The sequence below is a fragment of the Alloalcanivorax profundimaris genome (genome assembly GCF_015265435.1).
GTDB lineage: Bacteria > Pseudomonadota > Gammaproteobacteria > Pseudomonadales > Alcanivoracaceae > Alloalcanivorax > Alloalcanivorax profundimaris.
The window spans coordinates 36,799-51,383 of sequence record NZ_JABJWH010000013.1; the positions used below are offsets into that span (position 1 = coordinate 36,799).

Consider the following 14,585-nt stretch of genomic DNA (forward strand, 5'->3'; position numbering starts at 1 on the left):
GCAGCGAACACAGGAGCCTCGAACGGGCCTGAACGTGAATCCGCCGATGCCATTTTGGTTCCGAATCAAGGCGCGCCGACGCAGGCGTGCTGACGGCACGTCAAGGAGGTGCAACGCGGAGTCGGGGCCAAAATGGCATTGGCCCCGAAGGGGTTACGACCTTCAGGTCGTAACGGAGTTCGCGTTCAGGCCCGGTCGAGGCTCCTAGACGTCCAGGTAGTCGAGAATACCCTTGGCGGCCTCGCGGCCTTCCCAAATGGCGGTCACCACCAGGTCGGAGCCACGCACCATATCACCACCGGCGAAGATCCTCTCGTTGCTGGTCTGGAACGGGAACGCCTGCTTCTCCACCGCGGTGACGCGGCCGGAGTCGTCGGTGATCACGTTCTTGGCGTCGAACCAGTCCGCCGGGCTGGGGCGGAAGCCGAAGGCCACGATCACGGTGTCCGCGGGCAGCACTTCCTCGCTGCCGGGGATCGGCTCGGGCCGGCGACGGCCGTTGTTGTCCGGCTCGCCGAGCTTGGTTTCCACCACCTTCACGCCGACCACCTTGCCGTTCTCGCCGACCACCTCGATGGGCTGGCGGTTGAACAGGAACTGCACGCCCTCTTCCTTGGCGTTGGCCACTTCGCGGCGGGAGCCGGGCATGTTCTCCTCGTCACGGCGGTAGGCGCACACCACGCTTTCCGCGCCCTGGCGGATGGAGGTGCGGTTGCAGTCCATGGCGGTGTCACCACCACCCAGCACCACCACGCGCTGGCCGCTCACGTCGATGAAGTCCGCCGGGTCCTTCTCGAAACCCAGGTTGCGGTTGGCGTTGGCGACCAGGAAAGGCAGCGCCTCGTGCACGCCGTCCAGGTCCTCGCCGGGGAAACCGCCCTTCATGTAGGTGTAGGTGCCCATGCCCATGAAGACCGCGTCATAGTCCTCGAGCAGCTCGTCGATGGTGACGTCGGTGCCCACCTCGGTGTTGAGGCGGAACTCGATGCCCATGCCTTCGAACACTTCCCGGCGCTTGGTCATCACCGGCTTTTCCAGCTTGAACTCGGGGATGCCGAAGGTCAGCAGGCCACCGATTTCCGGGTAGCGGTCGAACACCACCGGTTTGACACCGTTGCGCACCAGCACGTCGGCGCAGCCGATGCCGGCCGGGCCGGCGCCGATCACCGCCACTTTCTTGTCGGTCCACACCACTTTGGACATGTCCGGCCGCCAGCCCATGGCCAGGGCGGTGTCGGTGATGTACTTCTCGGTGGCGCCGATGGTCACCGCGCCGAAACCGTCATTGAGGGTGCAGGCACCCTCGCAGAGGCGGTCCTGCGGGCACACCCGGCCGCACACTTCCGGCAGGGAGTTGGTCTGGTGCGCCAGCTCCACCGCTTCCATCAGGTTCCCCTCGCTGATCAGCTTCAGCCAGTTGGGGATGTAGTTGTGCACCGGACACTTCCACTCGCAGTACGGGTTGCCGCAATGCAGGCAGCGGTGCGCCTGGTGTTCCACTTCCCGGGTTTCGAACGGGTAGTAGATTTCCTCGTATTTATGGCGACGCTCCTCGATGTCCTTCTTCCGCGGGTCCAGACGCGGGACATCCAGGAACTGAAAGTGATTGTTCAGACGTTCAGCCATGTTCTTCTCCGTTATGCCGGATTGGCGCGCGTGCTCTTGAGCAGGTCTTCCAGGCTGGCGGCCTTGGGTTTGACCAGCCAGAACTTGCGGCTCATGGCATCGAAATTATCCAGAATGTGCTGACCCCACTCGCTGCCGGTCTCGTCCACGAATTCCTGAATCACGTGGCGCAGATGGCTGCGGTGGGACTCGGTGGATTCGGAGCTGATGCGGTGCAGCTCGATCAGCTCCGGATTGACGCGGTCGAAGAAGTCGTTCTCTTCGTCCAGCACATAGGCGAAACCGCCGGTCATGCCGGCACCGAAGTTGTGGCCGGTGCGGCCCAGCACGGTGACGCAGCCGCCGGTCATGTACTCGCAGCAGTGATCGCCGGCGCCTTCCACCACGGCGTGCACGCCGGAGTTGCGCACGCCGAAGCGCTCGCCGGCGGTGCCGGAGGCGAACAGCTTGCCGCCGGTGGCGCCGTACAGGCAGGTGTTACCGACGATGGCGGTGTCCTGGGTCTTGAACGGGCTGCCCTTGGGCGGACGGATCACCACCCGGCCGCCGGCCATGCCCTTGCCCACGTAGTCGTTGGCGTCACCTTCCAGGTACAGGTGCAGGCCGCCGGCGTTGAACACGCCGAAGCTCTGCCCGGCGGTGCCGGTGAAGCGCACGCGGATGGGCGCGCCATCCATGCCCAGATTGCCGTGGTGCTTGGCGATCACGCCGGACACCGTGGCGCCCACGGAGCGGTCGCAGTTGGTGATGGTGTAGTGGAAGGAACCGCCGGATTTGTTTTCCACGGCGGCGCGCATCTCGTCCACCATCCTGGCGTTGAGCACGCCCTTGTCGAACGGCTCGTTGCGTTCCACCTGGCAGTGGGTGGGCTTGTCCGCCGGGATGTGATCGTTGCGCAGCATGGGCGTCAGGTCGAGACGCTTGTGCTTGTCGGTGGCGCCCTCGATGCGCTCCAGCAGATCGGTGCGGCCAATCAGCTCCGGCAGGCTCTTCACGCCCAGCGCGGCAAGCAGCTCGCGCACTTCCCGGGCGACGAAGGTAAAGTAGTTGATCAGCATGTCCGGGGCGCCGATGAAGTGCTCCTGGCGCAGGTCGTCACGCTGGGTGGCCACGCCGGTGGCGCAGTTGTTCAGGTGACAGATGCGCAGGTACTTACAGCCCAGCACGATCATCGGCACGGTGCCGAAACCGAACGACTCGGCGCCCAGGATGGCCGCCTTGACCACGTCCAGGCCGGTCTTCAGGCCGCCGTCGGTCTGCAGGCGGATCTTGTCGCGCAGGTCGTTGGCGCGCAGCGCCTGGTGGGCCTCGGACAGGCCCAGCTCCCAGGGGGAGCCGGCGTAGCGGATCGAGGTCAGCGGGCTGGCCGCGGTGCCGCCGTCGTAGCCGGAGATGGTGATCAGGTCGGCGTAGGCCTTGGCCACGCCGGACGCCACCGTGCCGACACCGGGCTCGGACACCAGCTTCACGGACACCTGGGCGTCCGGGTTGACCTGCTTGAGGTCGAAGATCAGCTGCGCCAGGTCCTCGATGGAGTAGATGTCGTGGTGCGGCGGCGGCGAAATCAGGGTGACGCCGGGCACGGAGTGGCGCAGCCGCGCGATCAGAGCGTTGACCTTGCCGCCGGGCAGCTGGCCGCCCTCGCCGGGCTTGGCGCCCTGGGCGATCTTGATCTGCAGCACCTCGGCGTTGACCAGGTAATGCGGGGTCACGCCGAAGCGGCCGGAGGCGATCTGCTTGATCTTGGAGACGCGCTCGGTGCCGAAGCGGGCCGGGTCCTCGCCGCCCTCGCCGGAGTTGGAGCGCCCGCCCAGCCGGTTCATGGCGGTGGCGATGGCCTCGTGGGCCTCGGGGCTGAGCGCGCCCAGGGACATGCCCGCGGAGTCGAAGCGCGGCAGGATGCTTTCCAACGGCTCCACCTGGTCCAGATCGATGGAGGTGGCGTCCTGGCGCAGACTCAGCAGGTCGCGCAGGGTCGCCACCGGACGATCATTGACCAGGGCGGCGAATTCCTTGTACGCCTCGTAATCGTCGTTCTGGGTGGCGCGGTGGATAGCGTGCACCACGTCCGGATTGAAGGCGTGGTATTCCTTGCCGTGGATGTACTTGAGCACGCCGCCGGCGTCCACCGGCTTGCGTTGCTTCCAGGCGTCCTTGGCGATGATCAACTGATCATTCTGGAAGTCCTCGAACCCGGCGCCCTCGATGCGGCTCTGCACGCCGCGGAAGCACAGGTCCACCACGTCGCTGGCCACGCCCACGGCTTCGAACAGCTGGGCACCGCGGTAGGAGGTGATGGTGGAGATCCCCATCTTGGAGAGGATCTTCATCAGGCCCTTGTTGATGCCCTTGCGGAAGTTCTTCTGCAGCTCCACCGGGTCGCCCAGCAGCTCGCCGCTTCTCACCATGTCGGCGATCACATCGTAGGCCAGGTACGGGTAAACGGCGGTGGCGCCGAAACCGAACAGCACCGCGAAGTGGTGGGAATCCCGCGCGGTGGCGGTTTCCACGATGATGTTGGCGTCGCTGCGCACGCCCTTGGTGGTCAGGTGGTGGTGCACCGCGCCGGTGGCCATCAGGGCGTGGATGGTGAGCTGGCCCTGGGCGATGCCGTGGTCGGACAACACCAGGATCACCTTGCCGTCGGCGACCGCTTTTTCCGCCGCCGCGCACAGATCACGCACCGCCTGCTCCAGGCCCACTTCCGGGTCATAGTGCAGGCTCAGCCGTTCCTGGCTGTAGCCGGGACGGTCGATCTTGAGCAGGTTGGTGAACTTGGAATGCGACAGCACCGGGGTCGCCAGGATCGCCCGGTCGGCGTGGTCCGGGGTTTCCTCGAACACGTTGCGCTCGGCGCCCACGCAGGTTTCCAGGCTCATCACGATGGCTTCGCGGAGCGGATCGATGGGCGGGTTGGTGACCTGGGCGAACTGCTGCCGGAAGTAGTCGTACAGCGGGCGCTGGCGCTCGCTGAGCACCGCCATGGGGGTGTCGTCGCCCATGGAGCCGGTGGCTTCCTGGCCGGATTCCGCCAGCGGGCGGATCACCTGATCCCGCTCCTCGAAGCTGATCTGGAAGAACTTCTGGTAGCTCAGCAGATCCTGGGGATCGATGTCGTCGGTACGCTCCACCTCGTGGTCGTAGTTGGCCTCGATGCGCAGGGCGTTGTCCTTGAGCCACTGACGGTAGGGATGACGCACCTTGAGGTGATCATCAATGGCCGGAGTGTGCAGCAGCTCGCCCTTCTCGATGTCCACCGCCAGGATCTGGCCGGGGCCGACGCGCCCCTTGGCCACCACGTCCTCGGGCTGGTAGCTGTACACACCGATCTCGGAAGACAGGGTGATGAAGCCGTTCTTGGTGATCACCCAGCGGGCCGGGCGCAGGCCGTTGCGGTCCAGCATGCAGACGGCGTAGCGGCCGTCGGTCATGACCAGGCCGGCGGGGCCGTCCCAGGGCTCCATGTGCATGGAGTTGTATTCATAGAAGGCGCGCAGATCGGCGTCCATGGTGTCCACGTTCTGCCAGGCCGGGGGCACCATCATGCGCACGGCGCGGAACAGGTCCATGCCGCCGGCGAGCAGCACTTCCAGCATGTTGTCCATGCTCGAGGAGTCGGAGCCGCTGCGGTTGACCAGGGGGCTCAGGTCGCTCAGGTCGGGCAGCAGTTCGTTCTCGAACTTGCTCTCCCGGGCCAGCGCCCAGTTGCGGTTGCCCTGAATGGTGTTGATCTCGCCGTTGTGAGCCAGGTAGCGGAACGGCTGGGCCAGCGGCCACTGCGGCGAGGTGTTGGTGGAGAACCGCTGGTGGAACACCACGATGGCGGTTTCCATGGACTCGTCGCCGAGGTCCGGGAAGAAGGCCGGCAGGTCCACCGGCATCATCAGACCCTTGTAGGACACCACGGAGGCGGACAGGGAACAGACGTAGAAGTAGCCGTCGTTCTCGATGCGCTTCTCGGCGTGGCGGCGGGCGTAGAACAGGCGCCGGTTGAGCTCTTGGTCGGAATCGCCGTCGGCGGCCACCAGAACCTGCGCGAAGCCGGGCAGGGACTGCTTGGCCAGATCACCCAGGCAGGACGGGTCCGTGGGCACGTCGCGCCAGCCCAGCACGCGGATGCCCTGGCCCTGGAGCTGCTCCTCGATCACCGCCTTCTGGGCGCGGGCGCGCTCGGCGTCCGGGTGGGTGAAGATCATGCCCACGCCGTAGGTGTCGGGCAGGTCCACGCCCAGATCCCCGGCTACCTTGCGGAAGAAGGAGTCCGGCTTTTTCAGCAACAGCCCGCAGCCGTCACCGGTTTTTCCGTCGGCGTTGATCCCGCCCCGGTGAGTCATGCAGGTGAGCGCTTCGATGGCGGTTTGCAAGAGCTCGTGGCTGGCCTGGCCCTCCATGTGGGAGATCAGACCGAAGCCGCAATTGTCCCGGAAATCTCCGGGCTCATAGAGCCCCTGCACCAGCTTGGAATTCTGCTGCATCAAAACCAATCCTCTTGAAATTCAGAGACTTACAGAAGGCGGTACTGGCGTCGAAAAGATGGCGACGGCAAAAAAGGGATAGGCATTCTACACGGAGAGCCCATGGGCGACAAACACGACGACGGCGCCACCAGGGAAGGTGGCGCCAAAAACCGGTCGGTTTCGCTGGAGATCAGCGCAATTCGTTACGAATTGACCCCATCTCCCGAGGGAAGGGCCCGCCGCGACGGAGCGTTTCGGGCAGCGTCTCGCGGGCCTCCAGGGCCGCTTCGCGGCTGGGGTAGGGGCCGGCCAGCACCAGATAGACCTTGTTTTCGCCTCTTTCCGCCCGATAGTAGGCACCCTTGCGGTCGATGCGGTCAAGCACCCCGCGGGCGCCGTCCTCGCGGCCGGTGGCCACCAGTTGCAGGAACCATTCGCCGTCGTCCCGGGTGGCCAGCCAGTCTTCCTGGCGGTAGCCCAGGCGCGCGTCCAGGCCACTGAGCTCCGGCTCGCTGGCGCTCACCGTGCGCTCGCCGGACGGGGCCTCCGCGTCCGCGCCGTCGTCGGCGTTATCGCTATCGCCCGCCTTGTCGGCGGTGGTGGTGGTACCGTTAGTGGCGGTGGTGCCGTTATCGGCGTCCGGGGTTGTGGCCGGCTCCGGGCGCGGCGCCGGCTGCCCGGCTTCCGGTTCCGGTTCCGTGGGCGGCGCCGGCGCCGGGTCGCCGTTGCCATCGTCCTCGCCAGCGGCGCCGTCCTCGCCGGTGGCGTCGTCCGGGCGGCGCGTTTCCGCCTGCTCGAAATCCGCGGCGTTGTCGTGGAATTCCGCCAGGGCGTTGCGGGTCCGCTCCGGGTCGGACACCAGGCCGTAGTCGTGGCCGTCCTCGGCGGTCTCCGGCTCCAGGTTCTGGTCCGGATCCACGGTTTGCGCGGGCCGCTGGGGCAGATCCAGGTTCACCACCTGCTCCGCCTCCGGTTCGTCGTCGCCGCTGGCCAGCCACAGCACCAGCACCACCAAAACCAGGGCGCCCACCGCCAGGCCATGGCGCCAGGGCACCGGCTTGCGGGCCGGCGGCGCGACGGCCTCGGCGCGCTCCTCCAGCAACGCCAGCAGCGGCCCCAGGCGCCCCTCACTCTCGGCGCGCAGGGCTTCCGCCTCGTCCTCGTCCAGGGACAGGTCGTAAAAGTCGTCCGCCAGGGCAAGGATGTCGCCGCCGTCCAGGGGCGGCAGCACCAGGGTGTCGGCCACCGCCAGGCCACCCTCGCCCACCGTGTCGGCGGTGCCGGATTCGCCGCCGAACACATAGGTGAGGCGCTGGCCCAGCTTGTCCTTGAGCGAGGCCATGGTGGCCAGGGCGGCTTCCGGCACCCGGCCGGCGTTGTCCACCAGGATCACCAGGCGGTTCTGGGCCAGGGACTGCTTGAGAGTGTCCGCCAGGTCGTCACGCTCGATGCCGAAATGCACCAGCATGGCGTCCACCACGGCGTTGGCGCCCAGGTCGTCGGCGCCGTCCAGGCGGATCAGTTCATAGTCCCCCACCAGGGACATGGCCAGCATGCCCAGCAGGGTGGAGACGCCGCTGCCCGGCTCCCCTTCCAGTACCACGGTGGCGCCTTCGTGGGCGTGGCCGTTCAGCGCGTCCAGGAGGTCGCCGCGCTCGGCGCCCTCGTAGAAAAAGTCCTCATCTCTCACAAAAGGCCTCGAGCGTTCGCGTCAATGCGGTCGGGTCGTAATCGCCTGTGACCAGGGCATCGCCGATTTGGTTCAGCAGCACCAGCCGCAGGCGCCCGTTCTGTACTTTCTTGTCCAGCGCCATGAGATCGTTGAAATCGGCCGTGGTCATGCCCTCCGGGGCGCTCACCGGCAGCGACCAGGCGGCCAGGGAGGCGCGCACCCGCTCCACGTCGGCCCGGTCCAGCCAACCCAGCTCCGAGGACATGCGCGCGGCCATCACCATGCCGGCGGCCACCGCCTCGCCGTGCAGCCAGTCCCGGTAGCCGGTGAAGGTTTCCATGGCGTGGCCGAAGGTGTGACCCAGGTTGAGCAGGGCCCGGTTGCCCTGCTCGGTTTCGTCGGCGGCCACCACTTCCGCTTTGTTGCGGCAGCTGCGCAGAATCGCTTCCGCCAGCGGCGCCTGTTCGCGGGCCGCCAGCGCCGGCTGGCGATCCAGCAGCCACTGGAAGAAGTCCGGGTCGCGGATCAGGCCGTACTTGAGCACCTCCGCCATGCCGGCGGCGAATTCCCGGGCCGGCAGGGTGTCGAGCACGGCGGTGTCGATGATCACGGCGCGGGGCTGATGGAAAGCACCGATCATGTTCTTGCCGCGCGGATGGTTGACCGCGGTCTTGCCGCCCACGGAGGAATCCACCTGGGCCAGCAGGGTGGTGGGCACCTGGATGAAATCCACGCCGCGCTGATAGCAGGCGGCGGCGAAGCCCACCATGTCGCCGACCACGCCGCCGCCCAGGGCCACCAGGGTGGTGGTGCGCGAGTGCCGGTTCGCCATCAGGGCGTCGAAGATGGTTTCCAGGGTGGCCAGATTCTTGTGGCTCTCGCCGTCGGGCAGCACCAGGGTGTCGCACCGCAGGTCGTCCAGCCCGGCGGTGACACGCTCCAGGTACAGGGGCGCGATGGTCTCGTTGCTGACCACCATGACCTGGTTGCCGCGAATGTGCTCGCGGATCAGGCCGCCGTCGAGCAGGCCACGGCCGATATGAATGGGGTAACTGCGCTCGCCCAGCGCCACGTCAAGCTTATGCATAGTGTCTCGAATCGCCGGAGGGGATGCCCGGCATTATCGGTTGGCGTGTTCGGCCAGACAACCGAGGATCTGGTCGGTGACCTTCTTCAGGTTACCGGAGGCGGTGGACACCACGGCGTGCGCCACGTCCCGATACAGAGGATCGCGCTGCTCGAGCAGCGCCCGCAGGCGCGTTCTCGGGTCCTCGGTGCGCAGCAGCGGCCGGTTGCGATCGTTGCGGGTGCGCGCCAGCTGCAGCTCCACCGGCGTCCACAGATAGATCACGCAGCCGCGATCGTGGAGGTGGCGACGGTTATCCGCCACGGTCACCGCTCCGCCGCCGGTGGCGAGCACGATGCCCGGCAGGGTGGTGAGCTCGTCAATCACGTCCCGTTCGCGGCGGCGAAAACCGTCCTCGCCTTCCACGTCGAAAATCCAGGGGATGTCGGCTCCGGTCTTTTCCTCGATGACCCGATCGGAATCGTAGAACGGACGGTCCAAAACCTGCGCCAGGTGGCGCCCCAGGGTACTCTTGCCGGCCCCCATGGGCCCCACCAGGTAAAGAGGGGTTACTGCCTTTTCATTCACCGACTGACCATTGCGTCTTTCACCAGGCGAGGCGTGATAAAGATCAGCAGTTCCTGCTTGTTATCACGGTTCACCTTTTTGCGGAACAGGGCGCCCAGCCAGGGGATGTCACCCAGGAAAGGCGTTTTGATCGTCGAGTTTACCTTTTCCTGCTGGAAAATGCCGCCCAGAACCACGGTCTCGCCGTCATTCACCAGCACCGTGGTCTCCACCCGGTTGGTGTTGATCGCCGGATTGTCCAGGTCGGTGCCCAGGGAATCGTTGTTCACCTTGAGCTGCATGATGACGTCGCCTTCCGGGGTCACCTGGGGGGTGACCTCCAGGCGCAGTTCCGCTTCGATGAATTCCACGGCGGTGGCGCCGGAGGCGGTGGAAACGTTGAACGGCACTTGCTGGCCGGAAGCGATCACCGCCGGCTGCTGGTCGGCGGTGAGCACCTTGGGCGTGGCAACCAGCTCGCCGTGGCCCTCGGATTCCAGGGCGGACAACTCCAGCTCGATGAGGCCGGAGTCCAGGGAGGTGAAGCCGATGGAGAAGCGGGTGGCGTCGGTGGACTCCACGCCCATGTCCACGATCAGGTCGTTGTTCTCTTCTTCGTCGAATTCCTCGAACTCGCCCAGGCTGCCGTCGTCGTCACGGTCGATGTTGGCGTAGTGCAGCTCGCGCAGGGAGGTATGGCGGCCGGAAATGGCCACCGATTCGCCGTCGCTGTAGAGGCTGTCGGTCCAGCCCAGGCCGCCCCAGCGCACGCCGAACTCATCGGCCACATTGGTGCTCGCCACTACCACCCGGGCCTCGATCAGCACCTGCTGGACCGGTACGTCCAGCCGCTGAATCAGGTCGCGGATGTCTTCCAGGCTGTCGGCGGTGTCCTGCACGATCAGGGTATTGGTGCGCTGATCCACGGTCACCGAACCGCGCTCGCTGACCAGGGAGGAACCGTCGGAGCCGCCCCGGGAAGTGATCAGGCTCTGCAGCTGCTCGGCCCGGGCGTAGTTGATGCTGATGTACTCGGTGCGCAGCGGCGCCAGGGAGGCGAGCTGCTTCTGGGCTTCCAGTTCCTGCTTTTCGCGGGCGGCGATTTCATCCGCCGGCGCCACCAGCAGCACGTTGCCCACCTGGCGCTTGTCCAGGCCCTTGGTTTTGAGGATCAGATCCAGGGCCTGGTCCCAGGGCACGCTCTGCAGGCGCAGGGTGATGCGGCCGGTGACGGTGTCGGAGGCCACCAGGTTGAGGTCGGTGAAGTCGGCGATCAGCTGCAGCACGGAACGCACTTCGATGTCCTGGAAATTCAGGGACAGTTTCTCGCCGTCGTACTTGAAGGCCTCGCGGCGCTGGCGCTCCTTCTCGGAGGCGGTGAGCGGCTTGATGTTGATGCTGAACTGGTTGTCGGCCTGGTAGGCCAGGTAATCCCAGGTGCCTTCCGGTTCGATGGTGATCACCGCGCCGCCCTCGGTGCGACGGGTGTCCACGTAACGGACCGGGGTGGCGAAATCGGTCACGTCCAGGCGCCGCACCAGGTCGTCACCGATGTCCGCGCCCACGAACCGGGCGATGATCTTGCCACCTTCCTCGCTCACGTCCACCGGCATGGACGCCTTGGACAGCTGGATCATGACGCGGCCTTCGCCGTCGCCACCGCGCCGGAAATCGATGTCGCGGATCGCCGATTCATTGCTGGCCGCCGCCATCGGCGACGGGCTCGCCGGGTCGGTGCTGGGGGTGCGCTGGCCGCCGCCCAGGGTGATCACCAGTTGCTGGCCTTCCACCCGGGTGTCGTAACCGGTGAGCTGTTCGAGATTGAAGATCAGACGGGTGCGATCCTTGGCTTCCACCACGGTGACGCTGCGGGCGTTGCCGGAGCCCAGGTTGTGGCGCTTGAGGTCCACGTTGCTGCCGGTGCCGAGCAGGTCCAGGGCGATGCGCGCCGGCCGCTCGATGCTGTAGCCCTTCACCTCGGGGGCGGTGCCCTCGAAATCCAGGCGCACTTCCATGCCGTCACCGGGCAGGGTGTTGGCCTGCAGGTTGGTGAGGGTAGCCGCCCGCGCCGGGGACATCAGAGCGGCCCCCAACAGAACCAGCAGCACCGCGATCCAGTGCCGGGGCGCTGCGCTTGTTTTTGTCGACGTGAAGAAAATCATAACTGGCATCCCCAGCAGCAGTTAGTCAGCAAGCGTGATATTGCGGGACCGTTCCACCCAGCCCCCCTGTCCGTCCGGAACGATTTCCACCAGGGCGAGCTGGCCGGCGGAGACTTCCACCACGCGGCCGTAGTTCTTGCCCATGTAGCTGCCCACCCGCACCCGGGTCACCGAGCCGGACGGGTCCTCGACCAGGGCCTCCAGCGCGCTGCCGGGGCGGGTGATGGTCCCCACCATGGCCAGCGCGTCCAGGCTGAAGCCCTCCAGGTATTCCTTGGGCCGGCTGAGATCCGGCTCCACCGGCTTGCCCTCCGGCACCTCCAGCAGCTTCTGGTCCTGCGGCGGGCTGAACGGCGGACGCAGCTTGTGCGCCGCGTAGCTATAGGTGGCGATCGGCTTGAATTCCGGCGGCGGTTCGATGCGACCGCGCGGGCGCGCCTTGATCTCCTGCAGGCGGGCGTCGAGCTGGCCAAGATTGGCGCCGCCGCCGCAACCGGGCAGCAACGCCGCCACGGCCATGACCATGATCCCCTGCGCGATGGCTTTTCGTGCACTCATCCGTTTTCCCCTCAGGAGCGACCGCCCTTCTTGCCCTTGTTCTTGCCGTCGCTGTTATCCCCGCCTTCCGCGTAGCGGTAGGTCTTGGCCGTGATCGCCATGTCCAGCAGCCCCCCGGACGCGCTGCTTTCATCCTTGACCGGCGTGATCTTGAAATCGTGCAGGGTAACGATACGCGGCAGCGCCGCCACCCCGGACACGAAGGAACCGAAGCCGTGGTAATCGCCGACCACCTGGATGTCGATGGGCAGCTCGGCGTAGAACTCCTTCTTCACTTCGTCCTTGAGCGCGATGGTCTCGAATTCCAGACCGCTGCCCAGCCCGGTGTGGGTGATGTCCTCGAGCAGGCCGGGCACCTCGGTGTCCCGGGGCAGCTGGCTCTTGAGCGTCTCGAAGCGGGCTTCCATCTCCGCCAGTTGCTGACGGTACTGGTCCAGGTTGTGGGCCTGGAAGGCTTTCTGTTCATAGCTGTCCAGCAGCGAGGTTTCCTCGCGCTCCAGTTGCGCGTGGCGGCTGTTCAGATCCTTGATGCCGAGGAAGTAGCCGAGAAACAGAATGGCGCCGAACACCAGGATGGCGGCGCCAATCTTCACCGGCAGCGGCCAGCCGCCCACGTTCTCGAAATCCAGGCTGTTGAGCTCGTCGATGAGCTCGCGCACGTCGAGGTTCTTCAGTTCGGACGCTTTCATTCCGCGGCCTCCTCTTCTTCCTCGCTACGCGGCGAGCCCTGCTTGACGGTGAGCACGAAGCTGTTGGCCTGCTCGCCCTCGGCGCGGTTGTCCGGGTCCAGGGCCCGCACATTGAGCAGGTTGGGCTCGATGAACCAGTCGGAGGCGTCCAGGTTGCGCATCAGCCGGGAGATGCGGTTGTTGGATTCCGCCACCCCTTCGATGGTGTAGCTGTCCCCCTTGCGCTCCACCGTGGTGTAGTAGACGCCGTCGGGCAGAGTGCGCACCATCTGGTCGAACACATAGACGATGGTGGGCCGGTTGCCCTGCAGCTCCTGGATTACCTTCATGCGCGCCACCAGCTCGTCGCGGCGACGCTGCAGCTCCTTGATTTCCTTGATCTGGGTGTCCAGCTTGGAAATCGCGCTCTGAATATGATTGTTGCGGCTCTGCTGGTCGGCGATCTGGCCTTCCACCATGCCCTTCCACAGCCAGAAGATCAGCCCGGCGACGATCGCCGCGAAGATCAGCATGGCCACGAATTCGTGCTGTTTCTGCTTGCGCCGCTCTTCACGCCAGGGGAGGAGGTTGATGGTGGTGGTCATTGTTCAAAGCTCCTCAGCGCCAGTCCGCAGGCGATCATCAGGGCGGCGGCGTCATTCGCCAGCGCCCGGGCGTTGACCTTATTGGCCAGCGCCATGTCGGCGAACGGGTCGGCCAGGGAGCAGCCGGTGCCGACCTTTTCCTGAATCAACTCGGGCAGCCCCTGGATCGAGGCGGAGCCCCCCGCCAGCAGGATGTAATCCACTTCGTTGAACTGGGTGGAGCCATAGAAGAACTGCAGCGACCGGTTGATCTGCTGCACGATGGCGTCCTTGAACGGACGCAGCACCTCGGACTCGTAGTCCTCCGGCAGCTCCCCGGTCTTCTTGGCCAGGCCGGCCTCTTCCATGGAAATGCCGTAGCGGCGCTGGATTTCCTCGGTGAGCTGCTTGCCGCCGAACAGTTGCTCGCGAGTGTAGACGCTGCGTCCCTGATGGAAGACGTTGAGCGTGGTCATGGTGGCGCCGATGTCGAACACCGCCACGGTTTCCAGCTCCTCGGCGTTGGGCAGGGTGGGCAGGAGCATCTGGAAGGTACGCTCCATGGCGTAGGCCTCCACATCCACCACCTTCGGCTGCAGGCCGCCGATTTCCAGGGCGTCGGCGCGCATCTCCACGTTCTCGGTGCGCGACGCCACCACCAGCACCTCGGCCCGCTCCGGGTTGTCCTCCACCGGGCCCAGCACCTGGAAGTCCATGCGCACTTCATCGAGGGGGAAGGGAATGTACTGGTCCGCCTCCACCCGCAACTGGGTCTCCATGTCGTCCTCGCTGAGCGAGGCGTCCATTTCGATCACCTTGGTGATGGTGGCGGAACCGGGCACCGCCACGGCGGCGGTTTTCACCCCCGGCCGGGCGCGCCCCACGAGGCGGGCGACCACGTCCCCGACCCCCTCCACGTCATTGAGATTCTTTTCCACCACGGCGTTGGCCGGCAACGGTTCGACGCCATAGCTTTCTACCTTGTAACGGTTCCCCGCCCTGGAGAGCTCCAGCAATTTGACGGCGGTGGAACTGATGTCGATCCCCAGCAGTGTCTGGGCCTTTTTTCTGAGAAAAGGCAGCACAGTCGTCGTCCCGTGTGTTTGTAATGAAGGCTTTTTTGCTTCAAAAATATGTAGTTACGTGGTTTTTATGCCTAACCACTTTAGAAATTAGTAATAACAGAACGGATATTAGATCACAACAACCTTTCCACCGTATAATG

10 protein-coding genes are annotated in these 14,585 nt (G+C 65.7%); all 10 read right to left on the bottom strand.

Going from position 1 to position 14,585, the window contains the following annotated elements; translation table 11 throughout:
• Positions 1–204: 204 nt before the first annotated feature.
• Positions 205–1,626, bottom strand: coding sequence for an FAD-dependent oxidoreductase (locus tag HMJ39_RS08510; RefSeq protein ID WP_194296978.1), 1,422 nt, complete (start codon positions 1,624–1,626; stop codon positions 205–207).
• Between the two features lie 11 nt (positions 1,627–1,637).
• Positions 1,638–6,101, bottom strand: a complete 4,464-nt coding sequence (gltB, locus tag HMJ39_RS08515) for a glutamate synthase large subunit (RefSeq protein ID WP_194296979.1) — start codon at positions 6,099–6,101, stop codon at positions 1,638–1,640.
• A 172-nt stretch (positions 6,102–6,273) separates the two neighbouring features.
• Positions 6,274–7,773, bottom strand: a complete 1,500-nt coding sequence (locus HMJ39_RS08520; RefSeq protein ID WP_194296980.1) for an SPOR domain-containing protein — start codon at positions 7,771–7,773, stop codon at positions 6,274–6,276.
• A complete protein-coding gene (gene aroB, locus HMJ39_RS08525; RefSeq protein ID WP_194296981.1) occupies positions 7,763–8,842 on the bottom strand; it encodes a 3-dehydroquinate synthase in 1,080 nt (359 codons plus the stop codon). Before aroB ends, HMJ39_RS08520 begins: the two co-directional genes overlap by 11 nt.
• 33 nt (positions 8,843–8,875) lie before the next feature.
• Positions 8,876–9,409 (bottom strand): shikimate kinase AroK, encoded by a 534-nt coding sequence (gene aroK / locus HMJ39_RS08530; protein WP_323370868.1) that lies wholly within the window; start codon positions 9,407–9,409, stop codon positions 8,876–8,878.
• Positions 9,406–11,496 carry a type IV pilus secretin PilQ family protein gene (gene pilQ / locus HMJ39_RS08535; RefSeq protein WP_323370869.1) on the bottom strand — a complete coding sequence of 697 codons (2,091 nt, stop codon included), beginning with the start codon at positions 11,494–11,496 and terminating at the stop codon, positions 9,406–9,408. Before pilQ ends, aroK begins: the two co-directional genes overlap by 4 nt.
• A 75-nt stretch (positions 11,497–11,571) precedes the next feature.
• Positions 11,572–12,108, bottom strand: a complete 537-nt coding sequence (locus HMJ39_RS08540) for a pilus assembly protein PilP (protein ID WP_161384255.1) — start codon at positions 12,106–12,108, stop codon at positions 11,572–11,574.
• Between the two features lie 11 nt (positions 12,109–12,119).
• Positions 12,120–12,797 carry a type IV pilus inner membrane component PilO gene (locus HMJ39_RS08545; protein ID WP_161384256.1) on the bottom strand — a complete coding sequence of 226 codons (678 nt, stop codon included), beginning with the start codon at positions 12,795–12,797 and terminating at the stop codon, positions 12,120–12,122.
• On the bottom strand, positions 12,794–13,381 hold the full coding sequence (locus HMJ39_RS08550) for a PilN domain-containing protein (RefSeq protein ID WP_161384257.1): 588 nt from the start codon (positions 13,379–13,381) through the stop codon (positions 12,794–12,796). The genes HMJ39_RS08545 and HMJ39_RS08550 overlap by 4 nt, the downstream gene beginning before the upstream one ends.
• On the bottom strand, positions 13,378–14,445 hold the full coding sequence (locus tag HMJ39_RS08555; protein ID WP_161384258.1) for a pilus assembly protein PilM: 1,068 nt from the start codon (positions 14,443–14,445) through the stop codon (positions 13,378–13,380). The genes HMJ39_RS08550 and HMJ39_RS08555 overlap by 4 nt, the downstream gene beginning before the upstream one ends.
• Positions 14,446–14,585 lie beyond the last annotated feature (140 nt).

Excerpts from the sequence above, each read along its gene's own strand:
- HMJ39_RS08510 (WP_194296978.1), bottom strand. The coding sequence starts at position 1,626 with ATGGCTGAACGTCTGAACAATCACTTTCAGTTCCTGGATGTCCCGCGT.
- gltB (WP_194296979.1), bottom strand. The coding sequence starts at position 6,101 with ATGCAGCAGAATTCCAAGCTGGTGCAGGGGCTCTATGAGCCCGGAGAT.
- aroB (WP_194296981.1), bottom strand. The coding sequence starts at position 8,842 with ATGCATAAGCTTGACGTGGCGCTGGGCGAGCGCAGTTACCCCATTCAT.
- HMJ39_RS08540 (WP_161384255.1), bottom strand. The coding sequence starts at position 12,108 with ATGAGTGCACGAAAAGCCATCGCGCAGGGGATCATGGTCATGGCCGTG.
- HMJ39_RS08545 (WP_161384256.1), bottom strand. The coding sequence starts at position 12,797 with ATGAAAGCGTCCGAACTGAAGAACCTCGACGTGCGCGAGCTCATCGAC.
- HMJ39_RS08550 (WP_161384257.1), bottom strand. The coding sequence starts at position 13,381 with ATGACCACCACCATCAACCTCCTCCCCTGGCGTGAAGAGCGGCGCAAG.